This is a genomic window from Enterococcus sp. AZ120 (assembly GCF_050546165.1).
GTDB lineage: Bacteria > Bacillota > Bacilli > Lactobacillales > Enterococcaceae > Enterococcus > Enterococcus faecalis.
This window is the reverse complement of record NZ_CP172950.1, coordinates 1,675,778-1,694,282: the sequence shown is the minus strand read 5'-3', so window position 1 is coordinate 1,694,282 and position 18,505 is coordinate 1,675,778. Positions and strand designations below refer to the sequence as shown.

At 34.9% G+C, this 18,505-nt stretch carries 22 protein-coding genes; 17 read left to right on the top strand and 5 right to left on the bottom strand.

Features of this window, described 5'->3' with window-relative positions:
- Window positions 1-169 precede the first annotated feature (169 nt).
- From IGJ46_RS08260 to comGD, 10 genes are all read left to right on the top strand, one after another.
- Window positions 170-2,593 carry a DNA translocase FtsK gene (locus IGJ46_RS08260; protein WP_218391171.1) on the top strand — a complete coding sequence of 808 codons (2,424 nt, stop codon included), beginning with the start codon at window positions 170-172 and terminating at the stop codon, window positions 2,591-2,593.
- A 129-nt stretch (window positions 2,594-2,722) separates the two neighbouring features.
- Window positions 2,723-3,424 carry a GntR family transcriptional regulator gene (locus IGJ46_RS08255; protein ID WP_002356983.1) on the top strand — a complete coding sequence of 234 codons (702 nt, stop codon included), beginning with the start codon at window positions 2,723-2,725 and terminating at the stop codon, window positions 3,422-3,424.
- 117 nt (window positions 3,425-3,541) lie between these two features.
- Window positions 3,542-4,291, top strand: coding sequence for an ABC transporter ATP-binding protein (locus IGJ46_RS08250; protein WP_002381711.1), 750 nt, complete (start codon window positions 3,542-3,544; stop codon window positions 4,289-4,291).
- Window positions 4,281-6,110, top strand: a complete 1,830-nt coding sequence (locus tag IGJ46_RS08245) for an ABC transporter permease (RefSeq protein ID WP_218391170.1) — start codon at window positions 4,281-4,283, stop codon at window positions 6,108-6,110. The genes IGJ46_RS08250 and IGJ46_RS08245 overlap by 11 nt, the downstream gene beginning before the upstream one ends.
- Window positions 6,111-6,234: 124 nt before the next feature.
- Window positions 6,235-7,308, top strand: coding sequence for a 23S rRNA (adenine(2503)-C(2))-methyltransferase RlmN (rlmN, locus tag IGJ46_RS08240; protein WP_002356987.1), 1,074 nt, complete (start codon window positions 6,235-6,237; stop codon window positions 7,306-7,308).
- A gap of 289 nt (window positions 7,309-7,597) precedes the next feature.
- On the top strand, window positions 7,598-8,926 hold the full coding sequence (locus IGJ46_RS08235; RefSeq protein ID WP_002362058.1) for an APC family permease: 1,329 nt from the start codon (window positions 7,598-7,600) through the stop codon (window positions 8,924-8,926).
- 239 nt (window positions 8,927-9,165) lie between these two features.
- Window positions 9,166-10,134 carry a competence type IV pilus ATPase ComGA gene (gene comGA, locus IGJ46_RS08230; RefSeq protein WP_002364362.1) on the top strand — a complete coding sequence of 323 codons (969 nt, stop codon included), beginning with the start codon at window positions 9,166-9,168 and terminating at the stop codon, window positions 10,132-10,134.
- Window positions 10,091-11,137 (top strand): competence type IV pilus assembly protein ComGB, encoded by a 1,047-nt coding sequence (comGB, locus tag IGJ46_RS08225; RefSeq protein ID WP_218391168.1) that lies wholly within the window; start codon window positions 10,091-10,093, stop codon window positions 11,135-11,137. The genes comGA and comGB overlap by 44 nt, the downstream gene beginning before the upstream one ends.
- Window positions 11,137-11,412: a competence type IV pilus major pilin ComGC gene (comGC, locus tag IGJ46_RS08220; protein WP_002356991.1), complete on the top strand. Its 276-nt coding sequence runs from the start codon at window positions 11,137-11,139 to the stop codon at window positions 11,410-11,412. The genes comGB and comGC overlap by 1 nt, the downstream gene beginning before the upstream one ends.
- Window positions 11,409-11,846: a competence type IV pilus minor pilin ComGD gene (gene comGD, locus IGJ46_RS08215; protein WP_142955393.1), complete on the top strand. Its 438-nt coding sequence runs from the start codon at window positions 11,409-11,411 to the stop codon at window positions 11,844-11,846. The genes comGC and comGD overlap by 4 nt, the downstream gene beginning before the upstream one ends.
- 33 nt (window positions 11,847-11,879) lie before the next feature.
- On the opposite strand, the gene IGJ46_RS08210 is transcribed toward comGD, so the two are convergent.
- The 4 genes from IGJ46_RS08210 to IGJ46_RS08195 form a co-directional block, all read right to left on the bottom strand.
- Window positions 11,880-13,028, bottom strand: coding sequence for a tyrosine-type recombinase/integrase (locus IGJ46_RS08210; protein WP_002387264.1), 1,149 nt, complete (start codon window positions 13,026-13,028; stop codon window positions 11,880-11,882).
- A gap of 105 nt (window positions 13,029-13,133) precedes the next feature.
- Window positions 13,134-13,763: an SHOCT domain-containing protein gene (locus tag IGJ46_RS08205; protein WP_002387265.1), complete on the bottom strand. Its 630-nt coding sequence runs from the start codon at window positions 13,761-13,763 to the stop codon at window positions 13,134-13,136.
- A gap of 95 nt (window positions 13,764-13,858) precedes the next feature.
- Window positions 13,859-14,509 (bottom strand): ImmA/IrrE family metallo-endopeptidase, encoded by a 651-nt coding sequence (locus IGJ46_RS08200; protein ID WP_002387266.1) that lies wholly within the window; start codon window positions 14,507-14,509, stop codon window positions 13,859-13,861.
- A 4-nt stretch (window positions 14,510-14,513) separates the two neighbouring features.
- Window positions 14,514-14,855 carry a helix-turn-helix domain-containing protein gene (locus tag IGJ46_RS08195; protein ID WP_002387267.1) on the bottom strand — a complete coding sequence of 114 codons (342 nt, stop codon included), beginning with the start codon at window positions 14,853-14,855 and terminating at the stop codon, window positions 14,514-14,516.
- Window positions 14,856-15,150: 295 nt separating this feature from the next.
- On the opposite strand from IGJ46_RS08195, the gene IGJ46_RS08190 reads away from it, so the two are divergent.
- The 3 genes from IGJ46_RS08190 to IGJ46_RS08180 are packed head-to-tail and all read left to right on the top strand — an operon-like array spanning window position 15,151 to window position 16,410.
- Window positions 15,151-15,342 carry a hypothetical protein gene (locus IGJ46_RS08190; protein ID WP_002383936.1) on the top strand — a complete coding sequence of 64 codons (192 nt, stop codon included), beginning with the start codon at window positions 15,151-15,153 and terminating at the stop codon, window positions 15,340-15,342.
- Between the two features lie 11 nt (window positions 15,343-15,353).
- Complete coding sequence (locus IGJ46_RS08185) at window positions 15,354-15,665, top strand: hypothetical protein (RefSeq protein ID WP_002403885.1); 312 nt, start codon at window positions 15,354-15,356, stop codon at window positions 15,663-15,665.
- Window positions 15,666-15,687: 22 nt separating this feature from the next.
- Complete coding sequence (locus IGJ46_RS08180) at window positions 15,688-16,410, top strand: Rha family transcriptional regulator (RefSeq protein ID WP_002410531.1); 723 nt, start codon at window positions 15,688-15,690, stop codon at window positions 16,408-16,410.
- 25 nt (window positions 16,411-16,435) lie between these two features.
- On the opposite strand, the gene IGJ46_RS08175 is transcribed toward IGJ46_RS08180, so the two are convergent.
- Entirely contained in the window at window positions 16,436-16,624 is a 189-nt protein-coding gene (locus IGJ46_RS08175; protein WP_002357001.1) for a YegP family protein, read from the bottom strand.
- A 54-nt stretch (window positions 16,625-16,678) separates the two neighbouring features.
- On the opposite strand from IGJ46_RS08175, the gene IGJ46_RS08170 reads away from it, so the two are divergent.
- The 4 genes from IGJ46_RS08170 (at window position 16,679) to IGJ46_RS08155 (ending at window position 18,503) form a co-directional block, all read left to right on the top strand.
- Window positions 16,679-16,888: a hypothetical protein gene (locus tag IGJ46_RS08170; protein WP_002378465.1), complete on the top strand. Its 210-nt coding sequence runs from the start codon at window positions 16,679-16,681 to the stop codon at window positions 16,886-16,888.
- Window positions 16,889-16,924: 36 nt separating this feature from the next.
- Window positions 16,925-17,263 carry a hypothetical protein gene (locus tag IGJ46_RS08165; protein ID WP_002402484.1) on the top strand — a complete coding sequence of 113 codons (339 nt, stop codon included), beginning with the start codon at window positions 16,925-16,927 and terminating at the stop codon, window positions 17,261-17,263.
- A gap of 195 nt (window positions 17,264-17,458) precedes the next feature.
- Window positions 17,459-17,776: a hypothetical protein gene (locus IGJ46_RS08160; protein WP_002402485.1), complete on the top strand. Its 318-nt coding sequence runs from the start codon at window positions 17,459-17,461 to the stop codon at window positions 17,774-17,776.
- On the top strand, window positions 17,769-18,503 hold the full coding sequence (locus tag IGJ46_RS08155; protein ID WP_002402486.1) for an ERF family protein: 735 nt from the start codon (window positions 17,769-17,771) through the stop codon (window positions 18,501-18,503). The genes IGJ46_RS08160 and IGJ46_RS08155 overlap by 8 nt, the downstream gene beginning before the upstream one ends.
- Window positions 18,504-18,505 lie beyond the last annotated feature (2 nt).

Genomic DNA, 18,505 nt, shown 5'->3' with positions numbered 1-18,505 from the left:
AGTTTTTGAGCGTGGAGCAAAAATCCAAAGTGATTTTTGTCCCACGCTCATTTTTCTTAAATGAAAGTTTTTAAAAAATTTCCATGATTTTTCAAGTAAAATGAGGTGGGCACTTTTGTTCGATTCCATTTTTATGTATAATGAGAAGTGATGGAAAGAGGGAAGTTAAATGGCACAAAAAAGAGCAACAAATAAGAAAAAAAGTACGACAAAGAAAAAGACCAAAAAACAACAGCAACAACAAGAACGTTTAAATTATATGTTTCTTGGCCTGATTTTTATTTTATTCGGTGTCTTTGGACTCTTTCGCTTAGGGTTTTTAGGCACGTTATTAGCGAATTGTTTACGCTTAGTTGTAGGTAATACCTTTCCATTTGCAGCGATTTTACTAATCCTGTATGGCTTATTAGTCATGATTTATGGGAAAGATTTTCCGTTAAAAAGAGGGCGCCCTATTTTTGGGGCTGTTCTGATTTATATTAGTGTTTTGTTACTTTTCCATGCCTTTATGTTTCGAAATGTTAGTGGCAGTCAACCAGATATTTTAGGTAACACTTGGGAATTTTTGCAAAGCGATCTAAAAGCCAACCAGGTGACGCAAAACGTAGGGGGCGGTATGATTGGCGCGCTGCTTTATCAAGGAACGTACTTTTTGGTGGCACAATTTGGGAGCTATTTAATTGCCACCTTGCTACTGTTAGCGGGTATTTTCTTGATGAGTATGTGGGATTTTCAGCAAATTGTTGATCATTTCCAAAGTATTCAAGATCGCCTAAGTCATGTTTCGGCAAAATCACAGGCGCGACAAGAAGAAAAAGAGGCGAAGCGAGCAGCGAAGAAAGAAGCTAAGGCTGCAGAACGCCAAGCAAAAATTGAAGCCGCTGCCCAACAAAAATTACAAGAGCGGGAACGTATGGAACAAGCGGCAGCCGATCGCTTAACAAAAACACCAGTTGAAACCCACCAACCAATGGTGGAAGAACCGGCCGCACCAACGCCTGTTCAAATTGATTCGTTTCAACAGCAAAATCAGGCGATGCCTGTACCACCAATTGCAGCAACAAAACCGCAACGAGAGCAGGAAGAAGAGGCGGCAGATGAAGCTGGTGTTCTCGAATTTGAAATTTCTGAAGAAGCGGAAGATCGTGATTATCAACTACCACCAACTGATTTGTTAGATACAATTCAAGCAACGGATCAAAGTGGTGAATATGAAAAAATCGAAAAAAATATTGGCGTCTTAGAACAAACCTTCAAGAGCTTTGGTGTTGATGCTAAAGTAGTCAAAGCTAGTTTAGGACCATCTGTCACAAAATTTGAAGTTCAACCCGCTGTTGGGGTAAAAGTTAGCAAAATTGTTAACTTGACGGATGACATTGCTTTAGCGCTTGCGGCCAAAGACGTTCGTATGGAGGCTCCGATTCCTGGGAAATCACTAATCGGGATTGAAGTTCCTAATAGTGCAATTAGTACAGTATCCTTTAGAGATATTGTTGAGGCACAACCAAGTCATCCAGATAAACTATTAGAAGTACCTTTAGGTCGAGATATTTCAGGGATGGTTCAAACTGCGGATCTATCAAAAATGCCGCATTTATTAATTGCGGGATCGACAGGGAGTGGGAAATCGGTTGCTATCAATGGCATCATCACAGGTATTTTGATGCAAGCGAAACCTCATGAAGTAAAATTAATGATGATTGACCCGAAAATGGTGGAATTGAATGTGTATAACGGGATTCCTCATTTATTAACGCCAGTGGTTACTAATCCGAGAAAAGCAGCACAAGCCCTACAAAAAGTAGTTCAAGAAATGGAATTTCGTTATGAAAAATTTGCAGCAACAGGCGTCCGAAATATTACTGGTTACAATCAACTAATTCAACAGAAAAATGCGGAAGATGGCGAAAATCGTCCGATTCTGCCATTTATTGTTGTCATTGTTGATGAGTTAGCTGATTTAATGATGGTGGCAAGTAATGAAGTAGAAGATGCGATTATCCGCTTAGCCCAAATGGCACGGGCGGCGGGCATTCATATGATTTTAGCGACACAACGGCCAAGTGTGGATGTCATTACAGGAATCATCAAAGCAAATGTCCCTTCTCGAATGGCTTTTGCAGTCTCAAGTGGGACAGACTCGCGTACCATTATTGATACCAACGGGGCGGAGAAACTATTAGGTCGAGGCGATATGCTCTTCTTACCAATGGGAGAAAATAAACCAATTCGTATCCAAGGGGCCTTTATCTCTGATCAAGAAGTCGAACGAGTGGTTGCGTTTGTAACGGACCAACAAGAAGCTGAATATCAAGAAAGCATGATGCCAACAGATGAACCGACCACTTCAGGCGGTGGCGAAGCTCCTCAAGATGAGTTGTTTGAAGAAGCGAAAAACTTGGTGGTTGAAATGCAAACAGCTAGTATTTCATTGCTACAAAGACGTTTTAGAATTGGCTATAATCGTGCGGCTCGCTTAGTAGATGAATTGGAAGCACACGGAGTTATTGGACCATCAGAAGGTAGCAAACCAAGAAAAGTCTTTCTACAAGCGGAATCAGAAGAGGCAGCACCTGAAACACCAGAACAATAAACAAAAGAACAAAAATAGATAAATTTATCTATTTTTGTTCTTTTTTTATAATTTCAGCAAAGCATCATGTTATAATCATCATTTTCTGGTAAAATAGAAAAGAATAGTGCGGTTGGGAGGGAGCGTATCATGAGAAGAAAGAGCGTGCTTTATTTAGAAGTAGCAGATCAGATTAAAGAAGATATTTTGAGTGGCAAGTATCCAGTAGGAACGTTTTTACCAACAGAAACAGAATTGGAAGAGATGTTTAACGTTAGTAAAATTACGATTCGGCGGGCAATCGAAATGTTAGCAACAGAAGAATTTGTTGAGAAAAAAAGTGGCCGAGGCACAACTGTGTTAAGCAATCGTCCCTATAATAAACTATCAAAAGCAGGGACATTCACTGAATTTTTGAATGAATCAGGTCAGAAAGTAACTAAAAAAGTTTTACAAGTTGAAAACTTGACGTTGTCAAAAGAGATGCCGGCTTATCAATTTTTAGGAGAAGAAGTGGTTCATCTTTCACGGTTATATCTAATCGATGAACAACCCTATATTTATTTTAATTACTATTTGCCAGCTGCCATGAAAGACGTATCATTGACTGAATACAAAGAAGAATCCTTGTATCGTTTGATGGATCGACATGCCATTGAAATTTATAAATTTGAAGACCGTTTTGAAGTTGCAACTTTGACAGAAGCAGAGCAAAAGATGTTGCAAACAACTGAAACAACGGGCTTAAAAAGAATTCGGCGTTCGTTAAGCCCAACAGGTCGTTGCGTAGAATATTCAGAAGCTATTTATAATACGAAGATTCATCCTTATGTGATTGAATATGAAGCATAACTTTTAAAAGAATAACAGTGCACTTACAGTAATGTAAGTTCATTGTTATTCTTTTCTATTGTCGTTTTTTTTCGTTTTCGATACACTAAATGAGTGAGAAGAATAGGAGTGGAAAATATGTTAGAAGTACAAAATTTAAAAAAAGTTTACGGAAACGAAATTAAATATGAAGCCTTAAAAGGGATTAATTTAACTGTCCAAGATGGTGAATTTATTGGTATTATGGGACCTTCTGGAAGTGGGAAAAGTACACTTTTAAATTTATTGGCAACAATCGATAGTCCAACAGACGGTGAAATACTTTTAAATGGAAAAAATCCAAACAATTTGAATCAAGAACAAATTGCTAAATTCCGTCGTACAGAATTAGGATTTGTTTTTCAAAGCTTTAATTTAATGCCAACATTAACTGTTGAAGAAAATATTATTTTGCCATTGACACTTGATGGAGAAAAAGTCTCTGTAATGAAACGACAATTAGCAGAATTAAGTGAGCGTTTAGGTATCAATCATCTGTTGAAAAAACGAATTGCAGAAATTTCTGGTGGACAAGCACAACGGGTCGCCGTTGCTCGGGCAATGATTCATCATCCACAATTATTATTGGCTGATGAACCAACAGGAAACTTAGATACGAAATCATCTAAGGATGTGATGGGCTTGTTACAACAATTAAATGAAGAAGAAGCGGCGACTATTTTAATGGTGACCCATGATCCGCTAGCCGCAAGTTATTGCAAGCGCATCGTCTTTATTAAAGATGGTGAATTAATTGATGAAATTGTCCAAAATGGCAATCAAAAAGAGTTCTACGATTTAATCATGGTGAAACTGGCTGAGATTGAAGGTGTCGATAATGAATTTTAATCAGTTTGTTATAAGAAACACGATTCGAAATAAGCATTTATACTTGGCTTATTTCCTAAGTACAATGTTTTCTGTGATGATCTTTTTTACGTTCACTGGTTTTGTCTTTCACCCAGCCTTAGCTAATGGTTTAAATCCTAAAGCACAAATGGGAATGACGGCTGCGGCAATTATAATCTATGGTTTCTCTTTCTTATTCGTTTTATACTCGATGGATGTCTTTATCCAATCTCGGAAAAAAGAGTTTGGAACCTTGATGATTCAAGGGATGAGTCCAAAACAGTTAAAGAAAATGATTTTTATTGAAAACTTAGTGATTGGTTTCTTTGCTACAATTTTTGGTAGCATTTTAGGTGTTGGATTTTCACAGTTTATTTTATGGATTAGCAATTTATTGATGCATCTAGGTTTAGGTTTTTATTTGCCAGTGATGCCGTTTATCATTACTGTCATTTCATTTGCGGTCTTGTTCTTAGTAATTTCTTTCTTTATTCAATTCCGCTTGCCAAAAGCGACACTTCAAGAGCTATTAAAAGCAGGAGAAATGGGTAAAGGTGAAATCAAAAGCTCTAAAGTTAAATCTTTCTTAGCCGTGTTACTTTTAATTGTCGGTTACGGAATTGCTTTAGTTGCTAAGGGACAGTTAGTTTTAATGGTGATGTTCCCAGTAATTTTCTTAGTTATTTTAGGGACAAAATTCTTATTTGACCAATTGAGTGTTTCTGTCATTGAACGTTTAAAACGGAAACCAAAAATCTTTTGGAAAAAAACCAATATGGTCGTTTTATCAGATTTAGCATTCCGCATGAAAGATAATGCACGTTCGTTCTTCTTGGTTTCGGTGATATCAACGGTTGCTTTTGCTGCCATTGGAACGTTATACGGCGTGAACGAGATGATTTTTAAAGGAATAAGTTCTGTACCGTACGAACTGACATTGTCTGATTCGACCAACCCAGAAAATCAAGAAATGAAACAATTTGCGACAAAAACATTCCAAGAAAAAAATATTCAGTTTGATCAGATTGATTACACAATGTACAAAACAAGTGCCGGTATCCAATTAATCAAAACATCTGAATATAATAAACTCGCAAAATTTATAGATGAACCAACTTTAACAGGTGAGAAAGTAGTTAATTTATCACAAAAAGATGCTCCTTCTGCTGCATCAGTAGATGTCAAATCTGTTCAATTGGCAAATGATCAAGTTTTAAACATTGATAAAACAGAAGAAACCAATGTATTACCGACTTTTGGCGGTGTGGTTGTTATCCCAGATAGTACCTCAACAGATGGAATCAAAGCGGAAACAGAAACAATTTGGCAGCCCAAAGCAGGAACCAATCGTGAAGAATTGATAAAAGCAGAAAATATTATTGGTGACAAGTATCCCATGTTAGTAGGAACAGCTGCAATGTCGGCAGCCATTACGCAATATTATACGCCAGTTCTTTTTGTCGGACTATTTATCGGTATTGTGTTCTTTGTTTCGGCGGGTAGTTTCTTATACTTCCGTTTATACAGTGATATGAATACGGACGTTGAAAAATTCAAGATGATTTACAAACTTGGCTTGACGAAAAAAGAATTGAAGAAAATGATTTACCAACAAGTAGGTATTTTATTCTTTACACCGATTGTTGTTTCATTTATTCATGGAGCTGTTGCTTTGAAAGCAATGTATGCCGTGTTAGATCAGCCAATGCAATTAGCTGGCTGGCAAGTTTTAGGCGTTTTCTTATTGATTCAGGTCGTTTACTATTTAATTGCTAGAACGTTCTACTTCAAAAAAGTTTATCACTTAGTGAAAGATTAATTATAAAAAATCGTTAAGCATGCACGCTTAACGATTTTTTTTGATGTTCTTCGTGATATTGCATTCAAAGTGAGAATACGTTATAGTTATGAAGCGAATGTAATAGCAGAAATGAGGAAAAGAAATGCAGAAAGAATCCATTTATGGACTGACGAGAGAACAGCTTGTGGACTGGTTTTTAGCCCATGGCGAGAAGAAATTTCGCGCAACACAAGTGTGGGAATGGTTGTATACAAAACGTGTTGCTTCATTTAGTGAAATGTCGAACATTTCTAAATCGTTGATGACTTTATTAGAAGAAAATTTTTCATTAAATCCATTAAAACAAGTCATTGTGCAAGAAGCGCAAGATGGTACCGTGAAATATTTATTTGAATTACCAGATAAAAATATGATTGAAACAGTCTTGATGCGTCAAGAATATGGATTATCTGTTTGTGTGACCACTCAAGTTGGCTGCAATATTGGGTGTACATTTTGTGCTAGTGGGCTATTAAAAAAACAAAGAGATTTAACTGCTGGCGAGATTGTTGCCCAAATTATGTGGGTGCAACATTATTTCGATGAACGTGGGTTGGATGAACGTGTTAGCCATGTCGTTGTGATGGGAATTGGTGAACCATTTGATAATTATGCCAATGTCATGAACTTTTTACGAACGATTAATGATGATAAAGGCTTGGCTATTGGTGCCCGCCATATTACAGTTTCAACAAGTGGTTTAGTGCCAAAAATTCGTGAATTTGCAGACAGTGGACTACAAGTAAACTTAGCAATCTCATTACATGCTCCTAACAACGAAGTTCGTACATCAATTATGCGGATTAATCGTAGTTTTCCAATTGAAAAATTAATGGCAGCAATTGATGAATACATTGAAAAAACCAATCGACGTGTTACATTTGAATATATTATGTTGAGTCAAGTGAACGACCGACCAGAACATGCTCAACAATTAGCAGATTTACTACGGAATAAGAAAAAACTTTCTTATGTTAATCTGATTCCGTATAACCCAGTGAGTGAACACGATCAATATAGCCGAAGCTCTAAAGAAGCGGTTTTAAAATTTTATGATGTACTCAAAAAGAATGGCATCAATTGTGTTATTCGTAAAGAACACGGAACAGATATTGATGCGGCTTGCGGACAATTACGCAGTAAACAAATGAAAAAAGAAAAAGTCAAAAACCAATAACGTAGTTAAAATCGGATCAGAAAGGTTTCTTTTTGATTCGATTTTTCGTTTATTTAATAAAAAATCGTCGGTTTTTCAATTCTTGTTTATAAACAAAAGATGAATGCTCTAATACTTTTATGACAAATTTTCTTTTTGTGGTTTTCAAACTTGAAATTCTAAAAGAAATAGCTATACTGAAAAGAGATCGTCACAGAATTTTTCATGAAAACAGCTATTATTTTCGTTATCTTTTCAAGAAAGTGAAATTTTGTTACGCTTTTTTAGTTTAAATGAAATGAGGGAGTCTATGGAGAAAAAGCAATTAAAAAGAGAGATAACAACGTTTGGTGCGTTATCCACGGTAATGGGTACGGTGATTGGCGCTGGTGTTTTCTTTAAAGCTGCGAGTGTCGTTGGACACGCACAGTCAGCTAGTTTAGCTATCTTTGCTTGGGTGTTAGGTGGTGCCTTAACCATTTGTGCAGGATTAACCAGCGCCGAACTTGCTACAGCAATCCCTGAAACAGGTGGCGCAGTGAAGTATATTGAATATACATACGGTAAATTAGCTGGTTTTCTTTTAGGGTGGGCACAAAGTATCATTTATTATCCTGCCAACATTTCGGCGTTATCCATTATTTTTAGTACACAACTAATCAATTTGTTTCATTTATCGGCAAATTTATTGATTCCAATTGCCATTCTTGCGGGAACCAGTATCACGATAATTAATTTATTAGGAACAAAAATTGCTTCTTTGGTCCAATCAACGACATTGGTGGTAAAACTGATTCCAATTGCCTTGATTTCTTTAGTAGGATTATTTACTCCCGGACAGGTAGCTGTTTCACTTTTTCCTGTTGAAACAACAGCGAATACTGGCTTTTTAGTTGCTTTTAGTGGCGCCTTAGTCGCCACCATGTTTGCTTATGATGGCTGGCTAGGTGTGGGTAACGTGGCTGGTGAAATGAAGCGACCAGAAAGAGACTTGCCTAAAGCCATTATTTTTGGTTTGTTATTGATTACTTTAATTTATGCTTTAATTAATTTTGTATTTCTAAAAACATTACCAATTGAGCAAATCGCTGGGAATTTGAATGCAGCTTCGGATGCTTCTGTGGCTATTTTTGGACCAATTGGCGGCAAAATCGTAACTATTGGGATTTTAATCTCTGTATATGGTGCGTTAAACGGCTACACAATGACAGGGATTCGGATTCCTTATGCCTTAGCCTTAGATAATCTGATGCCTTTTAGTCGTCAGTTTCAAAAGTTGTCTAAACGCTTTGTTGTTCCTTACGTTGCTGGAATTTTCCAGTTAGCTGTAGCCATTATCATGATGTTTTTCGGGACCTTCGATTTATTGACGGATATGTTAGTTTTTGTTATGTGGCTGTTTAATCTATTAATTTTCTTAGCCGTTTTTATTTTAAGAAAACGAGAACCTGAATTAAAACGACCGTATAAAGTTCCTGGCTATCCAATTATTCCAATTATCGCAAGTCTAGGTGGTATCTTCATCTTGGTTACAACGAGTATTACACAGCCTATTCTTGCATTGATTGGTATAGGGATTACGCTTCTAGGAATTCCAGTTTATTTAGTTAATAAACAAAAAACGAAGCCAAAAACGTAAACGATCCAATCGAATTATCATAGTTTTTCTCAAAAATTTTGTGATTCAGAGAAATTTTTGAAAACTAAACGCAAGATTTTTTTAGTATAATACTAAGTGTCTAGGAGTTCCACTATTTTGGGGAAGATAGGTGGACAGCGCAAACTTCAAAAAAAGAACCTTCATCTTAATGGTGAAGGTTCTTTTTTTGCTGAAATCATAAAATAAATGCGTAGTTTATTAGTGAGAGGAGGAAATGAATGACTGAAAATGTAAAAAAATTAGCTCATCAATTAATTGAATGGGGCGTCCTTCATGGGGCGCAAGACGTTTATTTTTTACCCAATGATACCGAAATAGCCATCTCTTTTCGGACAGGGATGCAACGGACACTTTACACACAAGTTTCCGCAGAAATAGGCGAAAAGTTAATTTTCCACTTTAAATTTATAGGCGGCATGGATGTCGGAGAAAGACGAAAAGCACAATTAGGCGCGACAACTTATCTAATTGGCGAGACGAAGCAACGCTTGCGTTTATCATCTGTGGGAGATTTTCAGAATCGAGAGAGCTTGGTAATTCGTTTTTTGCACCGATTTGGTGAACAAGCTGAACATTTTTTCTTTCCCCACCAGTTGAATGAAATTGAAGCATCTTGTCAGAAACGAGGACTTTATTTATTCAGTGGGCCAGTTGGTTCTGGGAAAACAACAACCATGTATCGTGTGGCTAAACAAAGAAGTGGCGAACAACAAGTGATAGCGATTGAGGATCCTGTTGAAATTGAGGAAAAACAGTTTTTACAGTTGCAAACAAATGAAAAAATTCAGTTAACGTACGAAGCCTTGATAAAAGTTTGCTTGCGCCATCATCCTGATATTTTGATTATTGGTGAAATTCGTGATGGCGAGACGGCTCAAGCAGTTATTCGAGCCGCCTTAACGGGTCATACTATTTTTGCGACAATTCACGCCCGTAACTTATTGGGGGTGCAACGGCGTTTGATAGAATTAGGTGGCCCAGAGCATGAATTGGCTGAATGCTTGCAAGGTATCATTTATCAACAGATTTTGACAACCACGATTAATAAGGAACAAGTAGCGGGAATTCTTTATGATTATTTCTTCTTTAAGGAAGCCGTTATAAAGAGTAGTTGGCAAAAGAATCTAAGAAAGGCGTGGGCGTATGGGTTTATTACAGAAAAAACGTATTTTCAAGCCATCGAATAAATTAACGAAAAAACAACAGCAGCTTTTTCTGAAACTATTAGCGGATTTACTTGCAAATGGTTTTAATATACAAGAAAGTTTTTCCTTCATGAAAAAATCAAACGCATTACCCCAGCACAGTATAACTTTTTTAGTTGAAGGCTTTTCCTCAGGCGTTGCCTTACAAGCTTTAGTCGAAGAATTAGGATTTTCAACAATGGTCTCGGCACAATTGTCGTTTGCTACTGCACACGGGGATTTGGTAGGGACACTACAAGCGATTTCCGAACATTTTTTTCAAACGGAAAAATATCGGCAACAGTTCTATAAAATAATTAGTTATCCGCTGCTCCTGATTGTTTTTTTGATTCTCGTCATTGTTGGCATTCGGCAATTTTTATTGCCCCAATTAATGGAAAATGATGCCAATAGTTATTCTAAAAATATTGGGATTCTTCTGATTGTTTACAGTCCATACATTCTGGTTACCTTAGTTTTTGCCCTCTCATTTAGTTTCTTCATTTTAAACCGTTATTTGAAGCATCAGTCTGCTATTCAGCGGGCCTTCGTATATCTGAAACTGCCAATTATCCGTGGCCTTTATCGGGAATACGTCAGTGCTTTTTTTGCACTAGAATGGGGGAAGTTGCTTGCACAAGGATTAGAAATGAAAGAGGTCATCGATTTGATGCGCCATACAACCAATTACCCCTTAATGAAAGAATTAGCTGGAGCAATTAGTGAAGGACTGCTAGTTGGTGAAACCTTACATAGACAATTAGCTGCTTATCCTTTTTTTACAAAAGCATTGGGTTTAATGATTCAACAAGGGGAAGTAAAAGGAAAATTAGGCAAGGAGTTGATGGTTTATAGTAATGTCTGTTTCCAAGGTTTTTTCAAAAAAATTGAACGAGTCATTACCCTTGTTCAACCATTTATTTTTATCATAATTGCTTGTTTAATTATCGGTGTCTATGGGGCAATGTTGCTGCCTATTTATGGCAATATGGAAGGAGTTTTATAATGAAAAAGAAACAAAAATACGCAGGGTTTACATTATTAGAAATGTTGATTGTCTTATTGATTATTTCCGTATTGATTTTACTTTTTGTTCCTAACTTAGCGAAACATAAAGAAACAGTTGATAAAAAAGGCAATGAAGCAATCGTAAAAATTGTAGAATCACAAATCGAGCTCTACACACTAGAAAAAAATAAGACGCCTTCTTTAAATGAATTAGTCAACGAAGGCTACATTACTAAAGAGCAGTTAGATAAATATACAGCAGAAAAGCAATGAACAAGTCAGCAGGATTCACATTAATGGAAACACTTGCTAGTTTGACGATTGTTTGCTTTATGACTATGCTCCCAACACTCGCTATTCACCGCTGGCAAGAAACATTAAAAATTGAACAGTTTCTTGCTACGGTAGAAAAACAACTTCGTTTTGCGCAACAGCAAGCAATTGTTTTAGAGGAAACACAAGAAGTTTGGTTTTTTGAAGAACAACAAAGCTTTTCATTTCCTGATAAATTGAACCAATCAGCTCGAAGGACTTCGCTAGCTGTACCTGAAAAAATGACAGTGAGTGGCCCAAGCAAACTCAGTTTTCTTCATTCGTCAGGGAACAATGGCCGTTTAGTGAAATATATTTTTACTTGGACTGAAAAGAAACAGCAACTTATTTTACAATTTCAGATGGGGAGTGGTAAAGTGCTTATATATCAATGATTTTTAATGTTTTTACCACAGGTTTACCACAAATCACAAGTTCTCAATAAGTTTATCCATCATATCAGCTGTTTCTTTTTCTTCTTCTTTTAGCACATCGCTATAAACATCCAAAGTTATATTAATATTCTTGTGTCCTAACCGAGTTGAAACGTACTTAATGTTTGCTCCTGCTTCAATTAAAAACGTTGCATGGGTATGTCTTAGGCCGTGTACGGTTATGTTTTGAACTTCTGCTTTTTCACATAACAGGCGAAACATATACGTAATTCTTGATTGTTTGATAGGTAAATTTCGAGAACTTAAAATAAAATAGTCCTTATCGCTTAAAATTATCCCTTCTCTGAAAAGCCGTTCTTTCTCATGATTTTTGTATTTTTTTATTAAAGTGAGTAACGAGTTGTCAAAATAAACTTTACGTATGCTGGTTTTTGTTTTAGGTTTATTTTCACCGTAATCACCACGTGTAGAATTGATATCGAAATATTTTTCGGTTAAATCAATATCACTCCAACGCAGCCCCATCAGTTCGCCTTTCCTCATTCCAGATTTTAGCAGAGTTAAAAATATAACTTGCGTTTGAATATCTTCGTTTTCTAAAACCGCCACAAATCGCTGTAATTCCTTTTTAGAGAACGAACGAACATTATTACTTAAATCAAATTTAAAGCCTGTTAGCGTGTTGCTAGGGATGATTTGATTGTGTACCGCAGCGTTAATCATCCTCATTACAATTTTATGCCACGTTTGAATAGTTGATTCTGTATATTTGTTTTCTTGTCTTAATTTGTCAATAAATTCTCGTTTATAAGTAATCTTATTTAAAGAAGATAGCTTTTGATTTCCAATCAATGGTGATATGTGAAATTTAACAGCGGATTCAATGTTTTGTTTTGTTGAAACACTCCAATTGTCTTGGGCGTAAGGTATCCAGACTTTGATCCATTCATCTATGGTGAGTTGTTTATTTTCGACGAAGGAAGTATTTTGTGTTTCTAAATCATATTGGATTTTTAGCAATGCTTTATTCGCCGCTCTTTCACTTTCAAATCCACGTTTGCTAGCTTCTTTTCGGTGTTTTAGAGAGTTGTAATAAGGATAGCGATATCCCCAAAAAGTTCCTTTTTTATTTGAGTAAGAAAAAACATATTTGTATTTTTTGGACCAATTTAGTTTCGCCATATTTTCACGTCCTTTTCTTTGTGGTAAAATAGGCGTAACAAAATAAGCCTATTTTGGTTCTATTTTTAACGCACTAACTTCTTAGCCGGAGAGGGTGCGTTATTTTTATTGTAACAATTCACGTTTTTTTATTTCAAATTCTTGTTTTGTAATAATGCCATCATCTAACAAGGCTTTAAATTTTCTTATCTCGTCTGCAGAAGATAATACAGTGTTATCTTTATTACTTGAATTAGTTTTTAGTATTTGGTCCAGTTTTGCAATTAATTCGTTGTATTTATCCATTAAACCTTTACCAATCATAGAATCAGTTTTTGTTTCAGTTGTGATTAACATATATTTTACTGTCTGATTATTAGGAAGATGTAACATAACTCCTAATTGCTTAATGGAAGTAAATTCTTTTCCACCTGTTCCAGCACCAACTAAAGCCCCAACAGGACCAGCTAAAACGCCACCAACAACTGCACGAGTTATTCCGTGATGTTTTTTTATATTGCCACCAACAAAAATATCTGTGTAACTAATCAAATCATCATAGTTGATAACTTGTTGTTTTCTTGATTCAGAAATACTTTTTGGGATAAATATTTTTTTGTCTGAATCATTAAAATAAATACCGCCTATTACAATATCATGATTATTTTTAAAATATTCTTTTATTTGCTTTTCTTCTGCTTTCTTTACCTTTTTTTCTTCTTTATTTCCAAATAAAAACATACTATATTCCTCCATTTTTGTTGTTAGTTTTATCAACAAACTTCAAGATAAGTTTTAAGTCTGTGTCCTTACACGAGATTTTTTACGCAAAAATAATTCTTTGTAGTTCATCAGCACAAGCACATTTTTATATAACTGATTAATTTTGTTGAATTATAGTTATATCTATATTGATTAATAGCTGATCTTGCTAAGCATGGATTTAATAAGAATATTTTTGTTAAAAAATCATATAACCTTACGTGTAGTGCTGCAGCACTCATTTCAAATTCTTCGCAAATTTGACGGAAAGACATTTGCTTTTTTAAACATTCTTTCAATGCTTCATTGTTTATTAAAGCAAGGGATGCAAATATATTAGCTCTTATTTCTTTTGGTTCATCTTCGCTAGTGTATCCTTTTCCAGTAATTAAATCTGAAAAACTTTGAGACTTGCATTCCTTATTCATATCAAAAAAATAATGTGCAGATTCATGAAGTATTGAGAAATTTTGCCTTCCTTTAACCATTGTTGGATTATAGGAAATTCCGCATTTATCGTGAAATTTTATTATGTTTCCTGAAAATATTTTTCTTGAAACATCACCGAAACTATAGGGAATTATGTCAACATTTTCTACGTCAATCATATAATCTTTGTAGTGTTTCCATCTTAACTCTTTTAGTTCAATTCCATAGTAATTAGCAACTTTTTCAATAATAATATATGTCTGGTCATGATATTCAAAATAAGTATCGTAGTCTAAATACATAGGGGTCATCCAATCATTTATTTTTAAGTCTTGATTTCATGAATTCTAAGTACTCTTTTAATTCTTCTCTGAGCTGATCTTTTTCGGATTCGGTTAAATCTTCTGTATTTACACGGAAGAAAGTTGTAATTTCATCTTCTTCTAAGTTATTAGAATTTGGATTATCAGTTCGTCCAAGTAAATAATCTACAGATATATTGAAGTAGTCCGCAACTTTTTTTAATTTATCAGAACCAGGAGTATTCTTACGCCATCTATTAATTACTCCGTTTCCAAATCCCAATGTTTCTTCTAATTGTCTTATTGACATTTTCTTTTCGCTAGCAAGTAATTTTATTTTTTCGTATAAATCCACTTATATCAACCTTTCTAGAAATACAAAGAAAATATGTATACAAAAAATCTACAAAATGGTTGACAATGTAGAAAAAATGTATATAATAATTCTTGTAAGTTAATTGGATAGAAAAAAAGCAAACTAAAAACATACCTTACAGCATTAAGTTTGGCGACCGAGTGCATAATAAAGGTTTTGTTATAGGCTTATTTAACTATGTTCTGATTGTAGAATATTTGTATACATAAGTCAATAGTTTTATAAATTCTATCTAATTAATTTACAAAAAATACTAAAGAAAGGAGAAACTAATATGCCAGACACAACAGCGGGCAGAGCGAAAATTCGTGAGTACTTTGATGATAAGAAAATATCATTAACATCTGTAGCCACGTATTTCAATATTCATAAGCAAGATCTAAACGACTATCTTTCTGGTAAAAATCAAAGTAAAAAGGCTCACGAAACACTAACGGCTATTATTGAATACTACAAAATTAGATAGGAGTGTTTAGAATGGAAAATTTTCTAGATACATCTTCAAAAAACTTTCTATACAACATTATTGAAAAAATCCTGAGAAAAATGTTTGAGCAAGTCATAAATGAAGCTAGTCAAGGATTAAATGAACGTGCTGAGTATTTAGACATCAAACAATTATCGTCTATGTATTCAATGTCTGTTCCTGAAGTTGAACAAAATTTTGTAAAAGACAAACGTATGCAAATGATCGAAAAAAGAAAGCCTGGTACTAGCAAGGGAAAAAGATACTGGCCTGCTAAAGAAGCTATAAAAATTTGTAATGACATCATGAATCATTGGGATTAAAGGAAAGGACGATACAGAAACAATGGACAACTTAGTAATTATGAAAAACCAACAAGCAGTAACAACTAGTTTGCAAGTCGCAGAAACGTTTAATAAAAATCATCGTGATGTTTTAGCAGCGATTGATGATTTAAAAGAGGGGGTTGCGGAAAATTACGCAGGGCTATTTTACGAAGATAGCTATATTCATCCACAAAACAAACAAAAATATAGACAAATCATTATGAACCGTGACGGATTCACGCTACTAGCAATGGGATTCACTGGTCAAAAAGCTCTTAAGTTTAAACTGAAATACATTGAAGCTTTTAACCAAATGGAGGAACTGCTTAAAACTCAATCAAACTTACCGATTAATAACACAGAATTGTTATTAGAAGCTGCGTTAAAACATGAACGTGGATTGACTCTTGTAAATCAACGTTTAGATAAGCTAGAAACAGAAACTACAATTAATAGAAGCCAACAACGAAAGATACAAGGGCTAGTTTCATCAACTGTTATCAAAGTATTAGGTGGCAAAAAAACATTGGCTTATCAGGATTCAAGTATTAAGCAATCAGCCTTTAGTAATTGTTATAAACAATTGAAAGCATTATTCGATGTAGCATCTTATATAGACATTCCAAAAGTTCGATATGAAGAGGCTGTAGCTCTAATTCCTAGATGGAAGCCTAACTTAGAATTACAAGCAAGAATTGATATGGCTAATGATAATGGAGATATGTTTAAAGAAATAGGATAGTAATGATAAAAGGATAAGCCTTAACTTATCCCCAGTTAAAAGTAGTGTCAACAATAATAGCTTTTTGATCCATATCACTTTTGATGGATTCAATAATTTCTAAAACAGAAGATTTATAGTAATAAGTCTTGCTTGATGCGATTACTTCATTTTCTTCGGTTTTAATTACAAAATAGTATTTTTTATTAGAAGCTTTCTTTATTACAAAAAACATTTTGACACCCCGCTTTCAACTGAATTATATCAAAAAAATTATAGGAGGGTAAATATGAAAGCAATACGTGAAGCACGATTGATAGGCGCATTATTATTGATGATTGCGCTAGGTGTGTTATTGAAAAGCCACTTTTCAGTTCCAGTGTTGGCAACAATAAGTGTACCTCTTTTTATCCGTTGGTTTTTCAACTGGGATGAAGCGGAGTATCAGCATTTTCAAAAAAGACAAAATAAAAAGCCCCAATCGTCTGCCAACGATTAGGACACATACAAAATGAACTAAGGAGAGTATATCAAAATGAACGATAAAATTCAAAAATTAATTAAAAAACTAGCAAAAGAATGCCAGAAAGAAGATGTAGGTTTATCTTTGGCAGCTATCGATTTAAAAGGAGAGATGGCAATATCTCAAGTTGGAAAAGGCACGATAGTAGCCATTGCTGCACATAGCCAATATACACTAACAAAAGAAAAACTGGAACAATCAGATTGTGATTGTCCAAAACATCGTTTATTAAAGGAGATGTACGGTATTGCAACAGAAACTACGACTAAAAATACACATACTTTTGTCACAGATAATCCAAACGATTTGATGGATATATTATCGAAGGTTTTTCGAGGTGAGTTGAAATGACTAGAAAAGAAAAGTTAAACCAAGCAAAAAGATTAGCTGATTTATGGTACAAGCAACAAAAAAGTCAATTATACATTGCGCAACAAAAAGAGCGCAGGGGGATTGCATGATGAAAAAAGCGACTACGCCGCCAAGCAAATAGTCGCATACAAAATTATACTAGAAAAATTGTAACACAGAAAAGAGGTTTTGTGAATGAATCGTAGAGAAGCAAATACACTAGATAGATATTTAACAGAGCCGACTGAAAAACTATATAAGGAAACCTATGAAGATGATCCAGTGGACACTACTGATTGTTTTGGAAATGAAATTGCTGATGAAGACGGTGTGTTTGAGCTAACTTTTGCAATGAAATGTCTTTATACAGGACAACCAGTACTCACTTGTAAAAAAATTGCTACACAAGATACAATCGTTGATTTGATAGAAGAATTAGGCGAAGAAAACGTGTATTTAATTGAATATGTGAGTTCAGGAAAAAGATATAAGGAGGGCTTATTGAATGGCTGAAGCAACCAAAACAGATTTTTCTGAGTTGAATGTTTATCAAAAATTAGCGTATGTGAGACAAAAAGCACCATATATTCAAAAAAGTAAACGTGGCCAGCAATACAGCTATGTGGGGTCAAGCGATGTACTATCCGCATTAAATACAGTCATAAATCAAGTTGGATTAATTTTGAAGCCAGAAATTGTTGCTCATCAAGTTCGGGAATCACAAGATGAGGTATGGAAAGCGGATAAAGTAAAGAAAGAGCCTGTAGCCAAAAAACGTACAACGTATTTTACAGAGCTAGAGTTAATGATGACATGGATTAATATTCATAATCCTTCTGAGATTGTTGCTTGTTCATGGTATAGCCAAGGAGTAGATATTGAAGGAGAAAAGGGTGTAGGAAAAGCACTAACGTATGCGGAAAAATATTTTTTATTGAAATTTTTTAATATCGCAACAGATGATGATGATCCTGATAAATACCAAAAAGAACAGCTGAAAAATACTGCAATTACTGAACGGCAAATTGATATGTTGAACGCATCAATTAGTAGAGTAGCCGAGCTGGCAGGGCAAGAATTTGAAGCTGTGAAATCGTTAGCTATAAATGATTCTGATTTGAATCCTAAAAAAGCATTTGAAGAATATAGTGCTTATGATTATGGTGTTATTTCTAAATTGCTTGCGAAGTGGATAAATTTTTATGAATCTAGGCAGAAGGTTCAAGAAGATAAGAAGTGATT